This is a genomic window from Bacillota bacterium, from assembly GCA_012518215.1.
Taxonomy (GTDB): Bacteria; Bacillota; Dethiobacteria; order DTU022; family PWGO01; genus JAAYSV01.
Genome location: JAAYSV010000006.1, coordinates 72,974 through 99,150, shown reverse-complemented (window position 1 = coordinate 99,150; position 26,177 = coordinate 72,974). Strand labels below are relative to the sequence as shown.

General features: G+C 51.0%; 22 protein-coding genes and 1 tRNA gene. 7 read left to right on the top strand and 16 right to left on the bottom strand.

Annotated elements, in window-relative coordinates; genetic code table 11:
• Positions 1–34: 34 nt before the first annotated feature.
• On the bottom strand, positions 35–859 hold the full coding sequence (locus GX364_00815; GenBank protein NLI69392.1) for a crotonase/enoyl-CoA hydratase family protein: 825 nt from the start codon (positions 857–859) through the stop codon (positions 35–37).
• Positions 860–1,196: 337 nt separating this feature from the next.
• Between GX364_00815 and GX364_00810 the strand changes: the two genes are divergently transcribed.
• Entirely contained in the window at positions 1,197–4,019 is a 2,823-nt protein-coding gene (locus GX364_00810) for a hypothetical protein (GenBank protein NLI69391.1), read from the top strand.
• A gap of 243 nt (positions 4,020–4,262) precedes the next feature.
• Complete coding sequence (locus tag GX364_00805) at positions 4,263–5,744, top strand: hypothetical protein (protein NLI69390.1); 1,482 nt, start codon at positions 4,263–4,265, stop codon at positions 5,742–5,744.
• Positions 5,745–6,074: 330 nt separating this feature from the next.
• On the opposite strand, the gene GX364_00800 is transcribed toward GX364_00805, so the two are convergent.
• The gene (locus tag GX364_00800; protein NLI69389.1) at positions 6,075–6,929 is read right to left on the bottom strand and encodes a hypothetical protein; all 855 of its coding nucleotides are present in this window, start codon (positions 6,927–6,929) and stop codon (positions 6,075–6,077) included.
• A 36-nt stretch (positions 6,930–6,965) separates the two neighbouring features.
• Here GX364_00800 and GX364_00795 point away from each other — a divergent pair, with 36 nt between their 5' ends.
• Together GX364_00795 and GX364_00790 are read left to right on the top strand one after the other, a co-directional pair.
• Positions 6,966–7,223, top strand: a complete 258-nt coding sequence (locus GX364_00795; GenBank protein NLI69388.1) for a hypothetical protein — start codon at positions 6,966–6,968, stop codon at positions 7,221–7,223.
• 643 nt (positions 7,224–7,866) lie between these two features.
• Positions 7,867–7,942, top strand: a tRNA-Lys gene (locus tag GX364_00790).
• 182 nt (positions 7,943–8,124) lie between these two features.
• Here the strand turns inward: GX364_00790 and GX364_00785 are convergent.
• The 3 genes from GX364_00785 to GX364_00775 all read right to left on the bottom strand — a co-directional run bounded on the left by GX364_00785 (position 8,125) and on the right by GX364_00775 (position 10,945).
• On the bottom strand, positions 8,125–8,718 hold the full coding sequence (locus GX364_00785; protein ID NLI69387.1) for a uracil-DNA glycosylase: 594 nt from the start codon (positions 8,716–8,718) through the stop codon (positions 8,125–8,127).
• Complete coding sequence (locus tag GX364_00780; GenBank protein ID NLI69386.1) at positions 8,719–8,901, bottom strand: hypothetical protein; 183 nt, start codon at positions 8,899–8,901, stop codon at positions 8,719–8,721. It abuts the gene before it with no gap.
• Between the two features lie 76 nt (positions 8,902–8,977).
• The gene (locus GX364_00775; GenBank protein NLI69385.1) at positions 8,978–10,945 is read right to left on the bottom strand and encodes an ATP-dependent helicase; all 1,968 of its coding nucleotides are present in this window, start codon (positions 10,943–10,945) and stop codon (positions 8,978–8,980) included.
• Positions 10,946–11,116: 171 nt separating this feature from the next.
• Here GX364_00775 and GX364_00770 point away from each other — a divergent pair, with 171 nt between their 5' ends.
• Positions 11,117–12,385 carry a DUF1015 domain-containing protein gene (locus tag GX364_00770; GenBank protein ID NLI69384.1) on the top strand — a complete coding sequence of 423 codons (1,269 nt, stop codon included), beginning with the start codon at positions 11,117–11,119 and terminating at the stop codon, positions 12,383–12,385.
• A 92-nt stretch (positions 12,386–12,477) separates the two neighbouring features.
• Here the strand turns inward: GX364_00770 and GX364_00765 are convergent, their stop codons facing one another.
• Positions 12,478–15,915, bottom strand: a complete 3,438-nt coding sequence (locus GX364_00765; GenBank protein ID NLI69383.1) for a DNA polymerase III subunit alpha — start codon at positions 15,913–15,915, stop codon at positions 12,478–12,480.
• A gap of 168 nt (positions 15,916–16,083) precedes the next feature.
• Between GX364_00765 and GX364_00760 the strand changes: the two genes are divergently transcribed.
• Both GX364_00760 and GX364_00755 read left to right on the top strand, forming a co-directional pair.
• The gene (locus GX364_00760; protein ID NLI69382.1) at positions 16,084–16,407 is read left to right on the top strand and encodes a hypothetical protein; all 324 of its coding nucleotides are present in this window, start codon (positions 16,084–16,086) and stop codon (positions 16,405–16,407) included.
• A 1-nt stretch (position 16,408) separates the two neighbouring features.
• A complete protein-coding gene (locus tag GX364_00755) occupies positions 16,409–16,855 on the top strand; it encodes a hypothetical protein (protein NLI69381.1) in 447 nt (148 codons plus the stop codon).
• Here GX364_00755 and GX364_00750 read toward each other — a convergent pair.
• The 10 genes from GX364_00750 to GX364_00705 form a co-directional block, all read right to left on the bottom strand.
• Positions 16,821–17,117, bottom strand: a complete 297-nt coding sequence (locus GX364_00750; protein ID NLI69380.1) for a hypothetical protein — start codon at positions 17,115–17,117, stop codon at positions 16,821–16,823. The two genes, GX364_00755 and GX364_00750, sit on opposite strands and share 35 nt — an antisense overlap.
• Positions 17,118–17,303: 186 nt before the next feature.
• The gene (locus GX364_00745; GenBank protein NLI69379.1) at positions 17,304–17,762 is read right to left on the bottom strand and encodes a tRNA (cytidine(34)-2'-O)-methyltransferase; all 459 of its coding nucleotides are present in this window, start codon (positions 17,760–17,762) and stop codon (positions 17,304–17,306) included.
• A gap of 42 nt (positions 17,763–17,804) precedes the next feature.
• Positions 17,805–20,201 (bottom strand): AAA family ATPase, encoded by a 2,397-nt coding sequence (locus GX364_00740; GenBank protein NLI69378.1) that lies wholly within the window; start codon positions 20,199–20,201, stop codon positions 17,805–17,807.
• Positions 20,202–20,296: 95 nt separating this feature from the next.
• Positions 20,297–20,920, bottom strand: coding sequence for an endonuclease III (gene nth / locus GX364_00735; GenBank protein NLI69377.1), 624 nt, complete (start codon positions 20,918–20,920; stop codon positions 20,297–20,299).
• An 89-nt stretch (positions 20,921–21,009) separates the two neighbouring features.
• The gene (locus tag GX364_00730; protein NLI69376.1) at positions 21,010–21,183 is read right to left on the bottom strand and encodes a hypothetical protein; all 174 of its coding nucleotides are present in this window, start codon (positions 21,181–21,183) and stop codon (positions 21,010–21,012) included.
• Positions 21,184–21,234: 51 nt separating this feature from the next.
• Positions 21,235–21,804, bottom strand: a complete 570-nt coding sequence (locus GX364_00725) for a TRZ/ATZ family protein (GenBank protein ID NLI69375.1) — start codon at positions 21,802–21,804, stop codon at positions 21,235–21,237.
• 44 nt (positions 21,805–21,848) lie between these two features.
• Positions 21,849–22,691: a fumarate hydratase gene (locus tag GX364_00720; GenBank protein ID NLI69374.1), complete on the bottom strand. Its 843-nt coding sequence runs from the start codon at positions 22,689–22,691 to the stop codon at positions 21,849–21,851.
• A gap of 103 nt (positions 22,692–22,794) precedes the next feature.
• On the bottom strand, positions 22,795–24,225 hold the full coding sequence (gene gatB, locus GX364_00715; protein ID NLI69373.1) for an Asp-tRNA(Asn)/Glu-tRNA(Gln) amidotransferase subunit GatB: 1,431 nt from the start codon (positions 24,223–24,225) through the stop codon (positions 22,795–22,797).
• Positions 24,226–24,250: 25 nt separating this feature from the next.
• Positions 24,251–25,669, bottom strand: a complete 1,419-nt coding sequence (gatA, locus tag GX364_00710; GenBank protein NLI69372.1) for an Asp-tRNA(Asn)/Glu-tRNA(Gln) amidotransferase subunit GatA — start codon at positions 25,667–25,669, stop codon at positions 24,251–24,253.
• 51 nt (positions 25,670–25,720) lie between these two features.
• Positions 25,721–26,008: an aspartyl/glutamyl-tRNA amidotransferase subunit C gene (locus tag GX364_00705; GenBank protein ID NLI69371.1), complete on the bottom strand. Its 288-nt coding sequence runs from the start codon at positions 26,006–26,008 to the stop codon at positions 25,721–25,723.
• Between the last annotated feature and the right edge of the window lie 169 nt (positions 26,009–26,177).

The following is a 26,177-nucleotide window of genomic DNA, read 5'->3' as shown; positions in this document are numbered from 1 at the left end:
TGTTCATCCATGTTTTCGCCGGTCCGGACAACGATCAACTGCCTTTGTAATCCGGAGACCTTTTTTCCACAAAGGAAACCAGAGCTTCCCTCAGGTCATCCGAGGGCAGGATCATGGCGCTGCGGGCAGCGACGTACTCGAGGCCATCGGCAATGCTTTTGCCACGACAGTAATTCAGAACCTCCTTGGCCCCCTGTACAGCCAGGGGCGCCTGGGCGGCAATCTTCAGGGCCAGATCCTCTGCTCCCCGAAGAAGGGACTCCCTGTCCGGGTAGACCTCATTGACCAGATTTACTTCCCTGGCCCGCTGCGCATCGATAAACTCGGCTGTAAAAGCCATCTCCCTGGTAACACCCTGTCCCACGATATGGGGAAGCCTCTGGAGAACTCCCACATCGGCGATGATAGAAACAGCAGCTTCCCGCAGTGAGATCCGGGCATCTTCCGATGCAAGGCGTATATCGCAAGCAGCGCCCAGGTCCAGGGCGGCACCTATACAATAACCATGAAATGCACAGATCACGGGTTTCGTACATTTTTCAACACAGCTCATGGCCTCCTGCAGGGGGAAAATGGCCTTGAAAAGTTCTGCAGTGCCTCTGGCACTCCTGTCCCATTCCGCAACACTCGGGACCAATGCTGCCATCCCGGCCAGATCGATACCGGAAGAAAAATCATCGCCCTCGCCGGCGATGATGGCCACCCTGATCTCCTCGTCGGCACCGATGTCATCGAAGATGGGAATGATCTCCGTCCAGGCATCGGGGCCCATGGCATTTTTTTTCTCCGGCCTGTTCAGAAAAACCCAGGCAAGTTTCCCCTTTTTCTCGACCCTGTAAAAACGATAGGATAAATTCATAGGTACACCTCTCCATAAATATGTGGTGAAAACAATTACTAGCTATCAATATCCGGAATCAATGATTGATTGGCCCTGGCCATCCGGTTTCAAAGATCTACAAAACCGACTTTCTATATCAGGTTCACCATGAAACAGATATTTCCTTTTCACCAACGGCAATATTTTGTGCTACAAGCAGATCCGGGGATGAAAGCTCGCGGTTGAGAACCATATGCCTGGCCCTTCAGCATCTCCGCAAGGAAGAAGGTAAACTTGATGGGGAAATTGAATAAAGATATCAGGAAAACTTGTAGAAACGTCCATAAAAATCAAGCAACAAGGAGGCCTGCAAATCATGCGTGGATTCATCATCCCCCACTCACACTGGGATCGGGAATGGTACCTTACCTTCCAGCAATTTCGTTTCAAACTGGTGAAGCTGGTGGATTCAGTTCTGGATATCCTTGAAAACGATCCCCGATTCAAACATTTTACCCTTGACGGCCAGACTGTTATCCTCGAGGACTATCTGGAAATCAACCCCGGGGAGCGTGAAAGGATAGAAAGATTGATCCGCGACGGCCGCCTGTTGATAGGCCCCTGGTATGTGCTGCCCGACGAATTTCTGGTCAGCGGCGAATCCATCATCCGCAACTTGCAAAAAGGTCTGAATATATGCTCCTCCTTCGGTCAGGGGATGTTCGTCGGCTATGTTCCGGATCAGTTCGGGCATATTGCCCAGTTGCCCCAGATTTTTCAGGCCGCCGGTATCGACACGGCTGTGCTCTGGCGGGGGGTGGGCAGTGAATGCCGTGACACACAATTTGTATGGGAAGCACCCGATGGAAGTTCAGTTGACACCTTCTACCTTATGGACACCTACGGCAACGCTGCCGGGTTACCCGAGGAAGCGGAGGAACTGGCCAGATCGGTCAACGCACTGGTGGAAAGCCAACGGCCTTTCCTGTCCACGCAGGCCATACTGCTGATGAACGGTTCCGACCATGCCATGCCTCAACCCCGCCTGCCGGCAGCCCTCGCCGAGGCCGGGTTACTTTCCGGAACCAAGCTTGAAATATCAACCCTGCCACTCTACATAGACCACATGCGCAAAAGCAACACCCGTTTCTCCCACATATGCGGGGAACTGCGTTCCGGAGAACGGGCTCCGCTTCTGGTCAGCTGCGCCTCTTCCCGGATGTATCAGAAACAACGAAATCACGAACTGGAAATACTGCTGGAAAAATACGCCGAACCTTTCGCCTGCTGGTCCTGGCTGCAGGAGGATCCCTACCCGGCCAATTTCCTCAAGGAGGCCTGGCACCAGTTGCTGCTCAACCAACCCCATGACAGTATTTGCGGCTGCTGCAATGACCAGGTGCATCGTGAAATAGAGATTCGTTTTGACCGGGGGGAGCAGATCGCCACCCTCGTCAATGAAGAAAGTATGAATCGCCTCGTCGGACATGTTGACACCCGGAATTTCGAGGGGAAATGGGGCCTGCTGGTTTTCAATCCACATCCTGTCCCTGTCAATTACCCGGTGGAAGCGGAACTCCCCGATACAGGCGGAAACAGTTTTTCCGCTCTGACCGATGACGATGGAAATGCCATGCCCTGGCAACCACTGAGCGGCGGCCGGGGAGAATACTTCAGTGTTACGGGAACTCCGTTGCAAGCACGGATGGCCCTGGGAATGATCCACGGGAGAGAGGTACAGGGCCTCTACCTGAATGATTTCAGGATAGGCGAACCGGACCGGGATGGGCTCCTCCGTGTTGATCTGATCATGGGCAATGACCCCATCGGTGAAATGGATGTCGACGCTCTGAAAAAAATGGCCCTTGAAATCCTTGCGGATAAAAGAATCAAACGAATTCGGGCCGTGGCCCGACAGAGCGGCGAACGCGGCCTTTTCCTGGCAAAGAACCTTCCCCCCTGCGGCTGGCGCAGTTACTCCCCCGCAAGCGGTGCCAGGGAAGACAGGCAGCAGGGCGATTTGCAAGTTGGCCGTCGTAGTCTGGAGAACAGTTTCTACCGTATCAAATTCAATGCCGACGGTACTTTCGATCTGCTTGACAGGAAATCCGGAATAAAAATACCCCGCCTTCATCGCCTCGTTGATGGCGGTGATCGGGGCGATCTCTACACCTTTACCGCCCCCGAGGAAGATCGATTGGTGAAAAGTCCATCGCTTCTAACCGGAGGAGTTAAATTCGAGGTAACAGAGACCGGTCCGGTACGGGCAACGATACGCATGACCCGCAACTACCGTCTGCCGACCTCCCTCCAACCGGATCGGAGGAAACGTTCCCGTCGGAAGGTAAATTGCCGCATCACCACCAGTGTCAGCCTTTATGCAGGAACCCCCGGGATTTACTTTGAAACCATCATCGACAACCGAGCCCGGGATCACCGCCTGCGCGTACATTTCACCGTCCCCTTCCCTGCCCAAAAATGTTGGGCCGACGGGCACTTTGCTGTTATCCATCGCTCCGCTCAACCGCCTGCCGGCGATTACAGCGCCTGGGCAGAGAAACCGGACGGACTGGCCCCACAGAAACAGTTCGTCGCCATCGACGATGGAAACTTCGGCATCGCCGTGATCAACAGGGGGCTTCCGGAATACGAGGTTCTGCCCGGGACTGAAACCGGAGGCGGCGAGATTGCCCTGACCCTGTTGCGTTCCGTGGGTTGGCTTTCACGGGGCGACCTTGCCAACCGCCCCGAACATGCCGGCCCTGCCGTGGAAACCCCGGAAGGTCAATGCCCCGGTGAACAGGCTGCCCGTTACGCTCTGCTGCCCTATCAGGGGACATGGCAGGAAGGAAGGGTCAAACTCCTGGCCAACCTCTTCAACGCACCGCCCTGCAGCCTTGCCGCTGGTAGAAAATCCGGTTCCCTCCCCGCCTCACATTCCATGTTCGGCGTGGAACCTGAGGATATTCAACTGAGCTGCATGAAAAAAGCGGATGATGGCGATGCCGTCATCGTCAGATTGTTCAACTGTTCGGACCGTGAACAGGAGGCAGAGATCAGGCCGGGTTTCCATTTCCGGGAAGTATTCCGGGCCAACCTGCTCGAAGAACCATCCGGCGAGCCCCTGCAGGCCTCCCCGGGCGCGATCAAGCTCAACCTGAAACCCTGGCAGATCGCCACCCTGCGTTTCGAGATATAGGAATTTTCAGCGTTATCAGAAACCGGTATGCAAGGCCATGGCGAAAACGTTGGCATAACAAACGGAAGGAATTGACCGTCAGATGAAGAATCAATATAGAGAAAGCATCCATTTTCAGGCTGTCGGGAGAAAAGCATCGATCCAGGGGGGGATTGCAGGGCCTGTTCCCATTTCAAACCGAATTCCTTTATCCAACATTGCTTCTATCCTTGCAGGAAAATCAAATCAATCCGGAGGTGTCAAATGGCAAGAGCACTGAAAACATATACCAAGAAAGAAAGGAATTACTACCTTGTTGGATTGATGGGCCAGAACATCATCTACAATGTCATTGGAGTCGGCCTGGCTTTGTATTACACGGAAGCCCTCTATGTTCCCCCGGCCACGGTAGCCCTGCTCATGTTGCTGGCCAGGCTGTGGGATGCCATCAACGACTTTATCATGGGGGCCATCGTTGATCGAACCCGTTCCAGGCTGGGCAAATGCAGGCCCTATCTTATCGCAGCCCCCCTGCTGATCATGATTGCCACCATAGCAGCTTTTTCAGCCACTTTCAATTATCACCAAAATCCGGTTCTGACAGTGGTCTTCATCTATATAACCTACATACTGTGGGGCATGATTTACACCATGGGAGACATCCCCCTCTGGGGCATCACGGCACTGATGACCGAGAGCGAAAAAGACAGGACCAAACTGCTCTCTCTGGCCAGAATCGCCGGCTCTTTCGGCTCTGCCCTGCCCCTTCTGGCCTATGTCACCCTGGTGGGCGTCTTCAAAAATACCGGAGCCACATTCATCTTTCCCAGTTCCGGTGCTTATGGTTATTTCATGGCCACACTCGTATTTGCCGTCGTCGGAAGTGTAATGTTCCAGTTGCTGGGGTTCAACGTCACGGAGAAGATTGTCCCGACCTACAAGGAGGCAAATTTCTTCAAAAACCTCGCCCTGCTCAGGCATAACAAACCCTTCATCCGGATCATGCTTTCCGGTATTCTAAGCAGCACCAAAATGATGATAGCCAGCTGTTCCAGCTATCTGATCCTCTGGTATTATGCCAACGGCAATGAAGCGCATACCATGTTCTATTTTGCCGTGATCGGCGGCGGTTATTTCATCGGGACACTGCTGGCCATGTATTTTACCCCCGCCCTTCTCAATCGTTTCTCCAAAAAGGATCTCTACAACTGGTCACACCTTCTAAGTGTCATCCCCTTCCTGATCACCTTCGGCCTGTTCATGTTGAAACTGGACACCATTTTTCTGGTCTCCCTCATGATATTCTTTGCGGGAGGCTTGCACGGTTTCCCCATCGTGTTGCAGGTGTCGATGATTGCCGATTCGGTGGATTACATGGAATGGAAGACCGGCGAGAAGGCGGATGGCCTCTGCTTCGCAGGCCTGACCTTCCTGGTCAAGTTGCAGGCAGCGGTGGCTTACTACGGCGCTCTGTTGATACTGGGCTTTGTCGGCTACAATTCCGAACTGATGCAGAAATACGTGGCGGCGGGAGGTGTTGCCAGTGAAGGTTTCCCGGAGGTCATGGTGGCCCTCTTTGTCATAATCACCATCTTGCCTGCCGCAGGTTCCGCCCTGGCTGCTCTGCCGATGTGGAAATATGATCTCAGCAAGGAAAAACACAAAGAGATTCTTGATGAACTCAACGAGAAGAGAAGGGAAAGAGAACTGGAAAGCAAAGCTGCAGTCCTGACTGAAGCCCGCTAGACAGCGATACAAAATTCCCGTTCATTTTGCAGATAACGAAACAGCTTTTTCCTCACATGCGGTGTATTGCGTCTCCTTTTTCACCGTTATGGTGAACGACATGTTGAACACCCATCATCTGGAGTTCCAACGGTCGTCTCTTTAGGCTGCCCGAGAGCCCCCACGCCTTTTCGTGTGTTTTCGTCTTCTTGAGGCGGTTGAAGGGTCTGTCAATCCAGCAGCGGGCAAAAAAAACAGCGCCGATATTTCGGCGCTTTATTTCCACACTTCCATGTAAAACACTTCTCTGCCCGACATGCAGGAACCATTGTATTATCTACCGCAACCCCTTTACAGCTCCTCCACCGGAAACTCGGTTACCAGCCCCACGATGTGGCGCAGAATCCATATCGCATCATTAACATCAACAGTGCCATCCCCGTTGACATCGGCGGCTTTCCGTTGTTCCTCCGAAAATTCCTCCAGGCCGACCACGTATCTTAACAAGAGGATGGCGTCATTGACTGTTATATCCCCATCTCCTGAAATATCCCCGTAAATTATGGGGTCGGGGGCAGGATCAGGGTCGGGATCGGGATCAGGGTCGGGATCTGGATCTGGGTCTGGATCGGGATCTGGATCAGGGTCGGGATCAGGGGCTGGGTCGGGACCAGGATCTGGGTCGGGACCAGGATCTGGGTCTGGATCGGGATCTGGATCGGGGTCGGGATCAGGATCTGGGTCTGGATCGGGATCTGGATCGGGGTCTGGGTCGGGATCAGGATCGGGGTCGGGATCAGGATCTGGGTCGGGATCAGGATCTGGGTCTGGATCGGGATCGAGGCCTTCTTCCTTGTACTCGTATTTTACCGTAATAAAATAAAACTGATTATTGTCATCATAGCCAGCAAACTTGTGAAACTCATCATCTTCATCAACCCACACCCCCATACCTGTGGGAGACTCGGTAATTTTGAATTTCAGTGTAAACATATTTCCTGTAACATGATTGTTTTCATGGGTTGCCCAGGCCATTGAAATGGTTCCCTCAGCGAATTCGGGATTTATAGCCATTATGCCTTGTTCTATATGAAATTGACACTCAACAAATTCCAATGAATCTCGGTCGTAGTTAATTTTTATAGAAAACCCGGCAATATCGATGGGATCGGTCACCGAGAAGGTGACATCAACATTGTTTCCCACTTGAGCCATCGTGCTTTCGATCAGCATGGTCGTTGATTGAGCCGATGCCCCGTCGATCCTACCCCCCGGTTCAGCGGGAAAGGGCTCCTGATTGTTGGCAATGCGGCGGAGGATGGAAATTGCATCATTGACATCGATCGCCCCATCACCATTCATATCTATCCGTGCCCCCGTGTTTCCATCGATATCAACCAGGCCGACAATCCCTTGCAGGGCCAGGATGGCATCACACACAGTTTCTGCCCCCTCCCCATCCACATCACCAATGCTCGGGCCTTCCGCTGTTACCGCTGATAATTCATTTGCCGACATCAAGGGAGGAATCCCCGCCCATGAGAAAACAAACAGAAATACCAACACCATGCTTGAAATTTTCATGTATTTCTCTCTTCCTACGCCCTTCATTTTAAAAACCTCCTCCGGTAATGTTCTCGCAGCCTTCCTGATTCATTCAATCCGGCGCATACATGTTTATCCTCTTCTTACAATTTTGTACATATCATATTCCCCGCTACCATCTCATTTCCCTGCAAAATCAAAAATTTTCGTACATGAATTACAATTTGTTGTCCCGGGGGGCAGATCGGTGATTATTGCAATGCCGATCTGTAGAAAAAACGATGGAAGACATCCTCCTGACAGCTGTTTCGCTTACTTCCTCCGGAAAAAGCTGTCTAGCAAAGAAATAATCGTTCAAATTGCGGCATGGGGGTTGCTGGAATGCTTGGGTTGGTTGTACAATTTTATCAGGTGAGTTTCCTTCCTCGGTGTTTTATGTTTTCAAACCGCAATGCACAGGAGTATCCACCTTTTGCAATATCTGTTATACCTGTTGAAAGCCGGTGAACGAAACTCTGCCCGTTTCAGCGAAAAACTCATCCGTATCGCTTGACTTAAAGATCCCTTCAGGTTAAAATATTTTTCGTAGACTGTGGTTGGGCCATTAGCTCAGGCGGTAGAGCACCTGACTTTTAATCAGGGTGTCCCAGGTTCGAGTCCTGGATGGCTCACCATTTTTTTTTGTTTGCTTTGCAAGTCCGATCTTACTGTCCGCAGAAAATCATGAAAAACAAGATCATCCTTCCGTTTTCGGCAATTTTCTTCCCCCTGCTCCACATCTTTCAAACATCTATCTGTATCCCCTTGCAATGATAGCAGTCAAATCCCCTTCCGTCTCAAGAATTTCCTACCCCCGTCAGTTTCCCGGGCGATCGGCCGCAAATCTTTCCGCCAGCATCCGCCAATCTTCAAGAAAGGGCTTCATCAGGTTCGGCCTTCTTCTAATTGCCAGAGGATGATAGGATACCATGGTCGGGAGCCCCATCAGTAGATGCCACTTTCCCCGTAAATACTTCACACGGGGTTCTGCGCTTTCAAACATCCAACGAACCACGACATCACCGAGGCAGACGATAAAGTCAGGGTCAATATTCCTTATCTGCTCTACGAGAAAAGGTTTGCTGAACGCCCTGGCTTTCTCCCTGTCATAATGGCAAAGGGGCCTGCATTTCAACAGGTAAGTCAGATAAACATCACCGGCTGCCAGCCCGACCCGATGGATGGCTTCCTGCAACGTGCATCTTGTCCCGCAGACGTATTCCCTTCCATCCCTGTCTTCACGGGCACCCGGATTGTCAAGTATAACCAGAACAGGAGCCTCCGGGTTGCCCTCCCCCCAGATGACGCGAGACCTTGGTGTGCACACTTCGCACTTTTCGTATTCCGCGGCCTCGGCGGGCATTTCGTGTTCAGGCCAGATCACCGCTGCAAAATTTGAACCCACTGGCATTCACTCCAAGTTCTGAAAAGGTTGGGCCGCTGCTTCATCGAAGCGGGAAAACAAAATGATGCGCTGCCCCTTCAACAATATCTTTTTCATCCCCATGAAAACTATGCCGTCCTTTTTCCCTTTTTTCCCGCTATTTGCTGCCCCTGCCCACGAAAAAAAATCCTGCGGTATTTTACCCGACAAACTGTACCCCTGTATTGGCAAGGCAAAAATTTTTCCGGGTGCCTCATGTCGCCAATCTGCTTCCTCCCGACACGGGTCATCTGAGATGGATCAGTTCGTATTTCTGTGGGGAAAGTTCCCGCAAGAATATCGAGGGGCCGGTGACAAACGATGCCCCCTGCCGGTAATCGCGGCTGTAGGTAGAGATATGCAGGAAGCGTGCTGCACGTGAAGTGGCCACATAGAAAAGACGCCGCTCCTCCTCCAGGTTGGCATCACCCCAACTGCTGGGGAAATGCCCTTCGTTGACCCCCAGAACAAACACGGCGTCCCATTCCTTTCCCTTGGCGCTGTGGATCGTGGACAGGGTTAAAAAGTCCCGTTCCTGCGGAGAAAACTCGTTGTCTTCATAAAAGAGGGTCTCTTCCAGGCTCAAACTTTCGATGAATTGTTCCAGCTCGTCATATTTCTCGCTGTACGAAGCCAACCTCTCCAGGCCCCGGTAACGATCTTCCCAGCTGTCGGGGAAGTTTTTCTGCAGCAGCTCGTAGTAACCGTTTTCCAGGATCAGGTAGATAAGCCTGGCAATCCCTCTTTCATCGGCAATTGCCTCCAGGGTGGTTCTGATGGCCTCCCACCCTTCCTTGCCGCGCGGGGGGTACAATTCCCCGGAAACAATCGCCTGCAGGGGATCCTCCAGTTCCAGAATCCTATCGACCAGTCTGCTGCATGTCACCTTGCCCAATCCCGGGTACTGGGGTATGATCCGTCTCCAGGAGGATTCATCATGGGGATTGTACAAAATCCTCATCCAGGCAAGAATATCCTTGATATGGGCTTTCTGCATCAATTTCAGGCCACCATAGGTTCGATAGGGTATCTGCCGCCTGATGATCTCCAGTTCCAGGTCCTGTGAAAGATATGAACTGCGGTAGAGCACCGCCATCCCGCTGAGGCGTAATCCCTCATGGTAAAGCTCCTGGATCCTCTGGGCCACGAATGCCGCTTCCTCGTGGACATCCCAGGCCTTTATCACCCAGGGCCTCTCCCCGCCCGTTTTCTGCGAAACCAACTTTTTGGGGAACTGCCCTTTATTGATAGATATGATTTCGTTGATCAATTCCACGATCTGGGGAGAACTGCGATAATTCTCTTCCATCCTGATAAGCTGGCAGTTGGGATGGCGCCCGGGAAACTTGATGATGTTGTCAATTTCTGCAAAGCGGAATGCATAGATTGATTGCGCATCGTCGCCCACCACACATACATTGGATTCCTGCGCCAGCAGATCGACCAATTTCCCCTGGATTATGTTTGTGTCCTGAAATTCATCCACCAGCACGTGTTGAAACTGTTCCTGGTATCTTTTTTTTGCTTCATCATGGGTGGTGAACAATTCAAGCCATTTGACGAGCAGATCGTCAAAATCAAAAGAATTGGTGTCGATCTTCCTCTGTTCATATCGATCGGCCATTCTTTGAAGAAGTTCCGTGTATTCGGCAAGTTTTCTGTAATATGTTTCTACAGTCACGGCGATTGTTTTGCCCGAATTCCGGGCCTGGCTGATCAATTTGCCGGCAAACCCCCTTTTCAGAAACAGCTTCTGTTCCTCCGGGGTAAGATTTTTCTTGACGTCCTCGAGGACGCTTTTCAATATCACTGCACGGTCGTCCTCATCGAGTATGGTGAACTGCCCGCTCCTTTCAAACAGGGGGGCATAACTCCGCAGGATCCGTGCCCCGATACTGTGAAAAGTCCCTGCCCACAGGTCATGCGGATAACGTCCCAGTATCCCGGTCAGCCTCGATTTCATGACCTCGGCGGCCTTGTTGGTGAAGGTTACCAGCAGTATCCGGTAGGGGGGGATGCCGCGCTGGATAAGATTTGCCGTACGATAAACAAGTGCCCTGGTCTTCCCCGAACCGGGCCCCGCCAGCCCCATGATGGCCGTTGCCTCGGAGGTGGCAAAATTGTACTGTGAACGGTTCAACTCCCGTTGCAGGTTGAGTTCCCAGTCCTCCAAATTTGGCGGGGGTTGTTCTTCGATTTCATATTTCCTGCCCATCTTTTTGAAACACTTCCTTCTACAGTCAACGTATATAGATTAATTCTTATCAATCGGGCCGATATCCTTCATTTCATTCGTTCATCAATCCGGAGAGTCGCCCGATGTTTGCATTAACAATGAATATATAATAAAATTCACCTTGGAATCAAACTCACAGGAGGCTCAAAAATGGCCGAGATTGCCCCTTTCCGGGGAGTAAGATACAACCCCTCCATGATATCGGATTGTGCAGACGTTATTACCCCCCCTTACGATGTAATAGATCACCAACTCCAGCTGGAACTATACCACAGGAGTGATTACAATCTGGTTCGTCTTGAATACGGACTCGAGCAGGACGATGATACCGCGGACGACAACCGCTATACCAGGGCTGCTTCCCATTTCAACAATTGGCTGGACGAGGGGATCCTCATCCGCGAAAAAAATCCTGTATATTACTGGTATGAACAGAAATTTGTCTGGAAAGGCACTACATACAGCCGTGAAGGACTCGTTGGAACCATAAAGCTTGAGCCCTACAAACAAAAAGCGGTCATACCCCACGAGGAGACGCTTTCCAGGCCCAAGGAAGACCGGTTGAATCTGTTGCACCATTGCCGGGCCAACTTCAGCCCCATCTTCGGCCTCTATCCTGACCGTGACAGAAGTGTCGACCACGCATGTTCCGCCGTAAAGAAGGAAAATGAGCCCGTCATCTCATTCACCGATGCGGAAGGGCAATCGCACCGCTTGTGGATTCTGGAAGACCCCTCACTTCACCGCCGCCTTGAAGATCTGTTCCTGTCATGGTCGATCTTCATTGCTGACGGGCATCATCGTTACGAGACGGCACTTCGTTTTTCCGAAATCATGGCCGCTCGACAGAAACGGGGTTATGAGCACGCCCTTATTTTCCTGATCAATATATACAGCCCCGGGCTTCTGGTCCTGCCCACACACCGTATTTTGAGCAACCTGAAGGACTTTGACATCGATGCATTCTCGAAAAAATTGCAGGAGCATTTTGTCATCGAAGATTGCGGCCCTGTCGGTGAGGTGGAATTATCAAAATATACCGAAAGACTGAAAAAAGACGGCCTGCGTAACCCAGTCATCGGTTTCGGCGCCGGGGGTCGGATGTATCAACTTACTTTTCGCTCCCCCCGGGAACAACTGCACGATGTGGATATCCTGCAAAAATTCATCCTGGAGAAGACCATCAACCTTTCCCCCGGGGACCTGCGTGACAACGACCTGTTAACTTACACCCACAGCGAGGAGAAAGCTCTTTCTGCACTGCGCGAGCAGAATGCAGGGATTTCTTTCTTCATGAATCCGCCCCGGATGGAATCCATCGTGGAGACCGCTTACCGGGGATTGCGGCTTCCCCAGAAATCAACATACTTTTACCCCAAGCTGGTCAGCGGCCTGCTGATCAACAAGCTTGGAAACTGACCTGCCCATGGGTTCAAGAACCTGGGAAGCATCTGTATCCATGAATACTGTCAACGAATGAAATGAGGAATGGCTTGCCGGATTGCCCCCGCTCACCGGGATTTTATCTCCTTGAACTCCAGGCTGTCATCTCCCAGCAGGTTTCTTATACTGTCAAAACATCGAGGTTCATTTCTGGCCCAGAACCTTTCCGGAAGCAACATCATCTTGTGCAGGTTCTTGAAATCAAGGTAAACGGGAATATCACCGTTTTTATCGTAGAGCAACTTGCGCAGCTCGGTCAATTTGATATATTCCTCTTCCTTCAGATCCACCCTGATAAAGAGCTGTTTTGTTTTCAAGGGCAGGGGGACAATCTCTTTCGCGAGAATCCTGACTTCTTCTTTCCCGCCCATATCATGTTCTATCTGGGTATTGCCCCTGATGATGATCGGCTGGTCTTTCTGTATCAGTTCCGGATTCTTCCCGTAAAGATCGGTAAAAATGGTTACCTCTACCGAACCGGTAAGGTCTTCCAGGATGGCAAAACCCATCGGCTGATTGCGAACCGTGTATATCTCCCTGACAGAATTGATGATCCCTCCCACCGACACCCGCTTCCCGCCCCCTATTTCCGCCAATTCCGCACAACGGGTAAGGTTGGGAAGGCTTTCCAGTACAAGCCTGTACTGATCCAGCGGATGGCCGGAGATATAAAAACCGAGAGCTTCTTTCTCGTAAAAAAGCCTTTCCTTGACTGTAAATGGAGGTATATCGGGCAGGATATCCGTTATCTGATGATCGGCCCCATCATCATGGAAGAGGGCCATCATCGATATCTGGCCGTTCCTGCGGTCACGCTGTATCCTCTGCCCCTCGGCGATGGCATCGTCCAGGATAGCCAGAAGGGCAGCACGGTTTTTCTCGATGTTGTCAAATGCCCCCGCTTTTACAAGGCTCTCCACCACCTTTTTGTTGCAAGCCCGCAAATCCACGCGGGAGCAGAAATCGGTCAAGGAGCGGAAAAGGCCCTCCTCCCGGACGGAAATTATATTTTCGATGGCCCCCGACCCGAGATTTTTCACGGCTGACAGTCCAAAACAGATCCTCCGATCACCCACCACCGAAAAATTCACAGCGCTCTCATTGACGTCCGGCAACAAAACTTCGATCCCCTGCCGGATGCAATCGGAGATATAAAGAGAAACCTTGTCGCTTTTATCCATCACGCTGGTCAGCAGGGCCGCCATGAATTCGACGGGATAGTTGGCCTTCAGGTAGGCGGTCTGGTATGAGATCAAGGCGTATGCGGCAGCATGTGATTTGTTGAAACCGTACGAAGCAAATTTTTCGATAAGATCATAGATATCATGGCCCAGTTTGGCGGAATAACCTTTGTCTACACATCCTTTGATAAAGAGTTCTCGCTGTTCATCGATGATCCCCTTCTCTTTCTTCCCGATAGCCCTACGCAGCAGGTCAGCCTGTCCCAGGGTGAATCCGGCTATCTCGGCAGCTATCTGCATGATCTGTTCCTGATATACTATAACCCCGTACGTCTCCTTCAGGATGTTTTCCAGCGCCGGATGAAAATATTTTATCTGTTCACGATGATGCTTGCTGTTGACAAAGACGGGAATCTGATCCATGGGGCCGGGCCTGTAAAGAGCCACCACTGCAATGATGTCTTCAAACTTGTTGGGCTTCAAATCCTGCAAAACATTCTTCATCCCCCTGCTCTCCAGCTGAAATACTCCATCTGTCTCCCCTTTGGAAAGCAATTCATAGGTTGCCCTGTCATTCAAGGGTATCCGCTCTATATCGATTTTTTTTCCGTATCTTCCTTCTATATGTTGCAGTGTATTCAAGATCACATTCAATGTTTTCAATCCCAGCAGATCGAGCTTGACCAGCCCTATGTCTTCCAACGTCTCCATGGGAAACTGGGTAACCACCTTGTTTTCCTTGACCAGCTTCTGCAGGGGCACATGATCAAGAAGGGGCTCACGAGACACGATCACCCCGGCAGCATGCCTGCCGGTATGCCTGGGCAAGCCTTCGAGGGCACGGGAAATATCGATCAACTTCCTGTTTTCCTCCTGCCTGTAATATTCCTGGAAATACTTGTTTTCGGCAAGGACCTTCTCTATCGTCGTCTTTTCTTCAGGAAAGAGTTTTGTCAGGCGATCCACTTCCTTGTATTCGATATCCAGTGCCCGCCCCACATCTTTGATCGCCGAACGGGCAGCCATCGTTCCAAAGGTGGCGATCTGGACTGCATGTTCGGCCCCGTATTTGTTGATCACGTAGGCGATAACCTCATCGCGCCTATCATCGCAAATATCGATATCGATGTCGGGCATGCTTACCCTTTCCGGATTCAAAAACCGTTCAAAAAGCAGTCCGTATCTGAGCGGATCGACATCCGTGATCTTCAGGGAGTAGGCCACCAGGCTCCCCGCTGCAGAACCACGGCCCGGTCCCACCAGGATACCCTGTTCGCGGGCATAACGGATATAATCCCAGACGATAAGAAAATAACTGCAGTAACCCATCTGCTCTATGACTTCAAGTTCGTAGTTCAGCCTTTCCCGGTGGGCCTTGTGTACTGTTCCATAACGCTCCTTCAGGCCTTCCATGCACAATTTTCTCAGATATTCTGTTTCCGTGCCGGCAACATCGTCCGCCATCGGAAAATCGGGCATTTTCAATCGGCCGAATTCAAGTTCAAGATTGCATCTTTCGGCTATCTTGATTGTATTCTCCAACGCCCCCGGGTAATCGCTCCAGAGTTCTTTCATCTCTTCGGGGCTCTTGAAATAGAACTGGTCCGACTTGAAACGCAACCTGTTTTGATCATAGATCGTCTTGTTGGTCTGAACGCAGAGCAGGACATCATGGATCATGGCATCCTCTTTTTTGATGTAGTGAACATCATTCGTGGCCACCATGGGCAAATCGGTTTTATCGGAGATCACCCGCAGTGCTTCGTTGACAGTTTCCTGTTCCGGCAAATCATGATTCTGCAACTCCAGGTAGAAATTATCCGTTCCGAAAACGGAAGCATAGTGTTCAGCAATGCTGATCGCCTCTTCCATGTTACCCGTGAGTATTTTGGACGGGATCTCCCCCGCCAGGCAGGCACTTAGTGCCACGATACCCTCTGCATGCCCCTCCAGCAGCTGCCGGTCAACGCGCGGCTTGTAATAAAATCCTTCGAGATACCCGGCAGTTACAATCTTGATCAGGTTTTGAAAACCTGTTCTGTTCCGGGCAAGCAACACCAGATGGTAAGGAGTCTTGTCCAGTACAGGATCACGATCAAAACGGGTGCGCGGTGCCACATAGACTTCACAACCGAGGATCGGTTTGATACCTTGATTCGTGGCTTCCTTGTAGAAATCAATGAGACCGAACATGGCACCGTGATCGGTAACGGCAAGAGCCGGCATGGACATCGCCTTGGCGGTAGAGACCAGTTCCGTTATGCGTGCTGTTCCATCCAGAAGGCTGAATTCGGAGTGTACATGCAGATGAACAAAAGATGACATTTTTTCACCCTATTCGAGCTTGTATTTTAACTTAACTTCTCTTTCGGCAGATACATTTCCTTCAAATAGTTATAATTATCTTCCGCCGGAAATAAGCATTTTATTTAGACGAATATTATTACATTCATGATGAAGTATGCCAAACTGCAAACAGGGGAGCATCGGGAAATGAGCAAATTTTTAACGACCCTCGTGTTAACTTTCTTCACAGCCCTGGGTGTCATTCTCGGCGGCTGCATTCTTGGAGCCCTGGGGGCAATGATCGGGGAGCACCCACCCATGAAAATAATGGTGGAGCTGGCCGGCAAGATGAAAATTTGGGCTCTCGTCACCGCCCTGGGAGGAAGTATCAGTATCCTTGAAGCCCTCGATACGGGGTTGGTCGGTGGCCACCCCGGACAGCTTCTTCAGCAATTTTTCTTTCTGATCAGCGCTTTTTGTGGCGCCCACCTTGGCTACCTGATCATCATCAATCTGGCAGGAGGACGCTGAGGTGAAAAGGTATTTTGCCATTTTCCTTCTGGGAATACTCCTGGGCACATCCATGATAAACCTGCTTCATGGACGATCGGTCGACAAAATGTACTGGGAAAAGGAAGAATTGAAGATCGCATTGTTTGAAACCTCAAAAAGGTTATCGAAGCTGGAAGATCAACTGGCAATTCGCCACAACCCCCTTGTCAGGGAGGTGAAAATCGAAATCGAAACGGAAGAGGACGACTTTACCAAACAGGCATTGCGTCAGGCTATCAATCAGATTGCCGGTGATATGATCGGCGAGGAATTGAGCAGTATCAATCCACAGCTTCTTTACCAGATGCTCAACAAACGGGAAATAAAACTTCAGGATGGCCGCATCTTCCAAACTGAAATCATGTGGCTCGTTGTCAGCGATCAGATTATCTTCAATCTTCGTTGTTCTCCCTTGAATATTGATTGACAGCCCCATTTTTTATCTCCGCGGATTCACGATGAGGGACGGCACTCCTGTCTTTCCATTGCCTTTTTCTTGCCGCCGAAAGCTGTTCCTTCCTGCGTGCCCTGTTGAAGAATGCGATCGTGGGCAAGAGGGCCACGGCCACCCAGCTCAGGGCAAAGATACGTGGAAGCCCCGCTTCCCCGAAAGGCAACAACAGTATGCCGAGCACCAACAACAGCAGAGAAACCGCCCCTCCCAGATATTCCCCGCCTGTAAACTTCATATTGCCACGCCCCCATTCCTGCAGGCACATCATCTTAATTTGCAACCGCTACCAATTGTAACCTGAATTAAAATATTCCCGGGGTGCGCCTTTTATGCGTGGCAGGGGATAACCGTACCACCTTCCACAGGAGTTGTCGGTTCCCATTTCCCGGAACCGTGGCTGTTTCTGCGCCAGATTCCGACTTTATTTCATCCGGGGAAAATCCTGCTGCCTCAAGGCTTCGTAGAGAACAATAGCGACCGCGTTGGAGAGGTTCAATGAACGTTTGATATTTCTGTTCATCGGCATCCGCAAGACAGTTTGCCCTTCTTGCAGGAAACCTTCGGGAAAACCGCTGGTTTCACTGCCAAATACGAGGAAATCATCATCCCTGTATGCGAAATCTGTATATAATGTGCCGCCTTTTACCGAAAAAAACAGGAACCGTGCTTCGGGGTAGCGGCCGCTCAACGATGCAAAACTGTCATGCAGATGGAGTTTCAAATGGGGCCAGTAATCCAGGCCGGCTCTCTTCAGGTGGCGGTCATCCAGGGAGAAACCCAGTGGTTTGACAAGATGCAATTCGGAATCGGTCAGAACGCAGGTGCGGGAAATATTGCCGGTATTCTGCGGTATTTCAGGTTCAACAAGTATGACGTGCATTTGTTTCTCTTCCTGGAATTGATTGCAGCCCTGCATGCGGGTTCAATCTTTCTTCATTCCGTTCTGCTCATCCTCATCTTTTTTGCCGATCAGACGATGGTAATGAAGCAATTTTTCCTGAACCAGATAATTGAAAGTACCTTCGGGAAAGGTGCCGTCCTCCTGCATGGTTCCGGGCGCCATCCCTGTCATCAGTTCAACGGCCTCATCGATATCGTTAACAAGATAAACCGAGAACAATCCCTCTTTCACCGCTTCCACGACTTCGGGAGAAAGCATCAGATTGGAATAATTCGCAGCCGGAATAACAACTCCCTGATCACCGTCAAGTCCCTTCACCCTGCACGTATGATAAAATCCTTCGATTTTCTGGTTGATCCCACCCACCGGCTGCACTTCTCCTTTCTGATTGACAGAACCGGAGACAGCCACCCCCTGGCGGAGAGGGACTTCGGCCAGGCTGGAAAGGATGGCCAGCAGTTCTGCCACGGAAGCACTGTCACCTTCCACACCGGAATAGCTTTGTTCAAAACAGATGCTGGCTGATAAACTCAGGGGCACTTTCTGTGCATAACGGTGACCGATGAAACCGCCGATGATGAGGACAGCTTTGTTGTAAATTTTACCGCTCAATTCGCTTTCTCTTTCAATATTGATAATTCCTTGCCGGCCCAGGAAGGTAGAGGCGGTGATACGGGTCGGGTACCCGAAGCGGTAGTCTCCCAGGTCCACAACGGAAAGGCCGTTGATCTGCCCTACGGCACTGCCCTCAACATCAAGGAGGATCTGCTCTTTCTCAACCAGTTCCTGAATCTTGTTCTCCAATTTGTTGGAACGATATATCTTTTCGGTGATGGCTTTCTGTACATGCCCACCCGACACCAGATCATCTCCCTCGACTCCCGCCCAGGCATCCGCTTCGTAGAGAATCTCGACTATGTCATTGAAGCGGGTACTTATTTTTTCCCTATCCTCCGCCAGCCTGGAGCCGTAATCTACCACACGAGCCACCGCTTCCCGATCAAAATGTTTCAGTTTTTCTTTCCGGCAGTGAGCCGAAATGAAGCTGGCCATCTTCGTCATGTTGACCCGATCCCTCTTCATTTCCACATCAAAATCCGCTTTGATCTTGAAAAGTTTACGAAAATCTTCATCATAGTGATAGAGTAGCTGGTAAATTAGCTGGCTGCCGATCATGATCACCTTGGTATTCAGAGGGATGGGCTCGGGTTTCAAGGTCGACATCGCTACCAACCCATATTGCTCGGCAATATTTTCTATGGTGATCTTTTTCGTTTTAAGAACCCTCTTGATCACTTCCCATGACTGTAAACTGTTCAGAACATCCAGCGCCTGCAAGATAAGGTACCCGCCATTTGCTCTATGCAGGGCTCCCCCCTTGATCATGGTAAAATCGGTCAACACCATCCCCATGCGGTTTTCATATTCCACCCGTCCGATCATGTTGTAATAGAAAGGGTTATGCTCGATCTCGACAGGGGCACCCTTCCGATCCTGATTGTCCACCAGGAGGTTGACCTTGTAGCGTATCTCGCGCTGCTTGCTCTGCCTGCCAAGCCAGGCCAGGGGCTCATGTGAACTATCCTCTTCATCGGCCCTGAAGATGCCGATATTGTTCAAAACATCCTCGCGAAAATCATGGAGATAATTCATGACCTTGGTATGATCCCTGTATTCCTCGTTCATCTCCTCGAAAAAATGCCCGATGGCCATGAGGGCAATCTCCCTGTCCATCTTCTTGATCTTCTTCCGCAGTTCTTTTTCGGCTCCCTGTATCTTTCTCAGTATCTCCAATGCTTTCAGCTGTACTTCATTTGACCTGGCCTCCAGCTCCTCTTTCGTTTCTTCAGGCAGTTTGTCATAGTCTTGCTCGCTTACCTGTTTATCATCAACGACAGGAACGGTCACAAAGCCGCTGCTCGTTTTTTTCAGCAAGAACCCTTTCTCGCTGGCTATCCGGTTCAATTTATCCATCAATGCCGTCCTGATATCCTGATATTCCTTTATGTATTCTGTTTTTTTTCGGTCATAATCCTCGCTGCTGAAAGCATTCGGAATGGCTTCTTTCAGTTCCGCAATAAAATTTTCCATGTTGCGGGCAAAGACTGCCCCCTCGCCAGCCGGAAAATTGAGGGCGATCGGTTCCTCTGGTTTTTTGAAATTGTAGACATAGCACCAGTCATCGGGAACATCTTCCCCGGCAGCAATTTCCTTGATCAGCGACCGGGCATAACTGTTCTTCCCCGTGCCCGTGATCCCGGAAATATAGATGTTATAACCATGCTGCTTTATTCTCAGGCCGAAATCCATCGCTTTTACCGCCCTCTCCTGTCCGATAATATCTTCGAGAGGGGGAACTTCCTCCGTGGTTTCAAATTCAAACTCCAGGGGATCACATAAAATATAAAGACCTTCCATCGGTACTTTTTTACCACCCATGTATAGCCGAGAATCTCCTTTCTTTCAGCATATTGATATTGTTTTTCTATTCGTTATCAACCGGGGATAATCCTTTATATTCCTTTTCTGACACAGTAACAGTTCAAAAAACATTCTTCGCAGCAGGGTTTCCGGGAAATACAGATAGAACGCCCATGGGCAATCAGCCGATGGTGAGTTGCGGACCATTGTTGGCGCGGAATGATCTCCATCAGCTCCCTTTCTACAGCAAGCGGCGTTTTCCCCGAGGCCAGCCCCAGGCGTTTTGACACCCTGAAAACATGGGTATCGACCGCAATGGCCGGTTTGTCAAATGCAACGCTGAGAACAACATTGGCGGTCTTCCGCCCCACACCGGGCAGGGAAATCAGTTCCTCCAGGGTCGATGGTATATTCCCGCCGTAGCGGGACTTGACCATCCCGGCCATCTTGACCAGGTTCCTGCTCTTGCTCCTGTAAAGCCCGCAGCTCTTGACCAGTTCCTCAACTTCCGGCACGCTGGCTCCGGCCATGGCATCGGGAGTCCCGAATGCGGCAAACAAAGCCGGCGTGATACGATTGACCTGCTCATCGGTGCTTCTGGCGGAAAGAATGACCGCCACCAGAAGCTGAAAAGGCGTATTGTAGTGCAGAGAGGTCCTTGCCCCGGGATAATGTTTTTTCAATAAATCCAGTATCCTCTTGATGTTGTCTTCCATGGCGGTTTACCTGACCTGTTTTTCAGATTCTTACAGCAAGGTGGAATTGTCTGATTCCTCCGGGCAAGCCGGACCAGCCGGCCGGCTCCTCAAAGCTTCTCTTTCTCCTCGATGGTGATCAACCCTTCTTCATGCAGGATAAGCAAGACATCGGTAAGATCTCTTCTTTTTTCAGGGGGAATCGTGTCCACAAAACGGTTGAGCTCTTCTTTTTCTACATGGCTTGTAACCTTTATTCCACCCACCTCGAAAGTTTTGGGCATGATGTAACCTCCATGGCGTTTTATTCTATTCTTGCCCTGAACAGAAGGATACTATCCTTCACCGTCAACGGTGATTTCAAATCTTCTCTTTCCCTCTTTGTACAGGTCATTTCCGTACATATCATTGACCACTATGGCCGGAAAATTTTTCACTTCCAAACGGTGGATGGCTTCAGGCCCGAGTTCGGGGAAAGCTATGATTTCGCTGGCGGTAATCTTGCGGGATAACAGCGCACCGCATCCGCCAATTGCTGCCAGGTAGACCCCCTTGTATCTGCAGAGGGCCTTTCTGACCTTTTCACTTCTGCTCCCTTTGCCGATACAGGCTTTCATGCCGTTGGCCAGCAGCAAAGGGGTGTAGACATCCATGCGGTTGCTCGTGGTGGGCCCCGCTGCACCGATGATCTGCCCCTCCCTGGCCGGAGATGGCCCACAATAATATACGATCTGCCCTTCCAGATGAAAAGGAAGAGCAGCCCCCTCCCCGAGAGCATCAACCATCTTCCTGTGGGCGGTATCCCTGGCCACGTAGATGATGCCGCTGACGTTGACCATGTCCCCTGATCTCAAAGCTGAAACATCATTCTCGCCGAGCGGGGCATGAATATTTTTGATGGCCATGGCCTGGCAGCCCCCTTCAATTTTAAATAACGAGGAAACATTCTTCAGATCACGATCTTCATATGCCTGCTGGCATGACAATCGATATTGACCGCCACGGGCAAGCTGGCTATATGGCAGGGATAGGTCAGAATATGAACAGCCAGGGCCGTAACCCTTCCGCCGAACCCCTGGGGGCCGATACCCAGGTTGTTTATCTTCTCGAGGATCTCTTCTTCCATCTCCGCATAGTAAGGATCAGGGTGCGGCTCACCCATCGATCTCAACAAGGCCTTCTTGGAAAGATAGGCCGCATATTCAAAGGTGCCTCCAATACCCACCCCCACGATTATCGGTGGGCAGGGGTTGGGGCCCGCTTCCTTTACATGATCGACAACAAAATTGACTACCCCCTCGCGGCCATCCGCGGGCTTCAGCATCCCCACCTTGCTCTGGTTCTCACTTCCCCCCCCCTTGGCCAGAAAAGTGATCTTCAGGCGGTCGCCGGCAACCGATTTGATATGAATTATGGCCGGTGTATTGTCACCGGTGTTTGACCTTCGCAAGGGATCTTCGACCATCGATTTCCGCAAATACCCTTCCGTGTACCCCTTTCTCACCCCTTCGTTGATAGCTTCTTCAAGGGTGGATCCGGTGATGACTGTATCCTCCCCCCACTCGACAAAAAAAACGGCAACCCCGGTATCCTGGCAAAGTGGAATGCGTTCTTCGCGGGCAATCACGGCATTTTCCAGAATCTGCTTCAAAACTGCTTTCCCGATTGGCGATTCTTCCCGGTCGGATGCTTTCTTCAACGCGTCGGCCAGCCGGGGGGCGATGATGATATTGGCTTCCTGGCACATCCTGGACACCCTGTTCACAACCAGTTCCGCTTGGATTTCTCTCATTGAATTCCGCTCCAGACATTGTATTCAAAAAACACTTCGGAACCTGATAACCGGGTGATCACACCATGCTTGAATCAAATCAATGATGGCAGAACCGCAGATGTCAAGATTCATCCAGAATCTTTCTTAGCAATTTGTTCACCATTTGAGGATTGGCTTTCCCTGCGGTGATTTTCATTACCTGACCGACCAGGAAACCCAGTGCCTTCTTTTTGCCGGCCCGGTAATCGTTGACTGATGAAGGGTTCTCGCTTACCACGGCGTTGACGATATTTTCTATTTCCTCTTCATCGGTTATCTGCAACAATCCTTCCGCTTCAACAACCTTGCGCGGTTTCTGTCCTGTCTTGAAACTCGTTTCCAGCACTTGTTTGGCGATCTTGCCGCTGATCAGGCCTTCATCAATCATGTTGAGAAGGTCGGCCAGATGCGAAGGTGAAAAATCGAGTTCCTCGATTTCCTTTCCTTCCGCTTTCACCAGGGCCGTGAAATCACCCATCAGCCAGTTGCTGACCGTCTTGGGATGGGGATACTCTTGCAAACATGCCTCGAAATATTCCGATAGAAAATAATTGCCGGTGATCACTTCAGCGTCATAGCGGGGAAGTTCATATTCTTCAATGTAACGGATAATCCTCTGCGGAGCGAACTCCGGAAGGGAAGAACGTGTTTCTTCAACATATGCCGCACTCAACTCAACCGGGGCAAGCTCGGGATCGGTGAAATAACGGTAGGATTCAATCTTGCTGCGCATGGCAACCGTTTTTTCATCCTCTTCGATCCATCTCCTCGTTTCGGAGATTACCTCCCCTCCCCCGTCGAGGATCTCCGCCTGGCGCCTGATCTCATACTCCAATGCCCTCTCCACGGCACGGAAAGAGTTCATGTTCTTCAACTCTGTCTTGACCCCCAATTTTTCCTGGCCAGGCAACCGCAAGGAAATATTGGCATCACAGCGCAAGCTTCCTTCTTCCATCTTGCAATCGGAGACACGGGCATACTGCAAGATGCTTTTCAACCTTTCCAGATAGCAGCGTGCTTCGGCCGGTGAACGCAGATCGGGCTCGGAGACTATCTCCACCAGGGGAACCCCCGCCCGGTTGAAATCCACCATGGAGCAATCACCCGCCGGGGAATGCACAAGTTTGCCGGCATCTTCTTCGATATGCACCCGGGTGATTCCGACAACCTTCTTCCCCATTTCCGGTCCTTCTATTTCCAGATGACCATGTTCACCTATGGGCTTGAAAAACTGGGTGGTCTGGTACCCCTTCGGGGTGTCAGGATAAAAATAGTTTTTCCGGTCAAAACGGCTACAAAGTGATATCTCGCAATTCAAAGCAAGGGCAGCCCTGAGGGCCTGGTCAACCGCACCGCCGTTGAGATGGGGAAGGGTACCCGGAAAACCAAGGCAGACCTCGCATACATTGGTATTCGGCTTGGACGAAAAATCGTTGGGGCAACCGCAGAACAGCTTGCTGCGGGTAAGCAATTCCACGTGAACTTCCAATCCAATCACAATTTCGTAACTCATTTTCGCTCCTCTTGAAATCGTATAATCAGTTTTCTTTCCAGCTGCCAATCTCCTTTTCCAGATCGGCTGCAAAATCGATCAGAAGGCAGTCAGCAGCAGACTTCCCCACCAGTTGGATGCCCTGCGGCATCCCCCCAATTGCACGGGCAGGAATGCTCACGGAAGGCATTCCGGCCATACTCACCGGCGCGCAGAATTCTTCCCTGCAGTAGTTTTCAATAAAAGGCTTTTTTTCATTCAGAAGGGGCGCCGCGGAACGCACCACGGGCAACAGGATCAAATCGCATCCATGCAGCGCTTCCGTAAAATCTTTTTTGACCAGGGTCCATACGCGAAGAGCCTGTTCATAATATTTCTCATGATTGTCACGGCCCAGCAAGAAAGCACCCAGGATAAAACGTCTCTTTGCCTCCTCACCGATACCCCGATCCCTGGTCTGCCGGTACCATTCTTCCAGATCGCCGCTGTCCGCATTGAATCCATAGCGGATACCATCATAACGGGACAGGTTGGAAAAGGATTCGGCGATGGTGATAACATGATAAGCCAGCAGTGCCGGGGCAAAATGGGGCAGGGAAACCTCCACCACCTCCACCCCCCGGGAAACAATCCCATCGAATATTCTGCGAAAAGAGGCCTGCTCGGGTTCCCCGGCCCCATCAAACAGTTGCCCGGGAAAACCTATTCTGGTTACCGTCCCTTCCTCCCCGGGAATCTGTTCATCGGCAAACACCGTTGAAGAATCACGGGGATCGAACCCGAACAAGGGGTCAAACAACAATTTGAAATCAGCCGCCTTCCTGGCAACAAAACTTATCTGGGACATCGAAGAAGCAGACGAAATCAAACCATAGCGCGAAATCGATCCCGGGGTCGGCCTGAACCCGGCAATGCCACAATACGAGGCGGAGATCCGCGCGGAACCGCCGCTATCCGAGGTAAGCCCCAGCATGGCCTGCCCGGAAGCAACCGCCGCGGCAGAACCGTCTCCGGCCGAGTATGACGTGTTCAAAGGGTTGCGGCTATGTGGATGAAGCGATTCCCCGCCTGTGCTGCCCATACCGAATTCGGTCATGCTGGCCTTCCCGATGACAACCGCCCCGGCTTCAAGTGATTTCTGCACCACCGTAGCCGTGTATGGAGCGGGAAAAGATGCTATGACCCTCGAGCCGGCTGCAGCGGGAACACCTTCAAGGCAGATGTCATCTCCCAGAACAATTGGCAATCCGGCCAGGGAGAGAGGATCGCCCTGTCCGGATATATCGCGATCCACCGCATCGGCCTGCTCCAGAGCTTTTTCAGCAGTTACGGTTGCAAATGCCTTTATTCCGTCATCAATTTCACCAGATCGCGCCAGGATCGCTTCGGTCAGTTCGCGCGCCTTGATTTTTTTTCCTTTTATGGCTTCCACCGCTTCACCGGCGGTCATCTCGAACAATTCCACTGTACAACCTCCGTATCAAGAAAATGTTACCCTGAAAATCAATCCCCGTATTCATTCAAGAATCGGCGGAACCCGGTAAAATCCTTCCTCAAAATTTGAAGCCGCCCGGTAAAATTTGTTGTTATCAACCCTGGCAGTGGCCACATCCTCACGCAACCTGTTGGTTCCTGTGAAATTGTACAGCGTGGGCTCCACCCCTTCAGTTTTTACAGCAAGAAGCGGCGCGATCCACTCTTCAAAGGTGCATATGTCTTCTCTTGCTTCTTGCAATCTATCCTCGCTCGGGGCCAACTTTGCCGCCTCGAACAAATTCCTGATCTCATCATCGCCGATGCTCAAAATCATCCCCCCCTGTACCAATGGTAAAACATGTGTATTATAACATACCCATTCGGTAAAAAAAAGAAAATGGCGGGCAAAAACCATGACAGAAAATGGCGCGCAAAAACCATGACAGACAATGCGGCGCACAACCTGTGTAGAAATTGTTTCTGTATTTGGTGTCCCC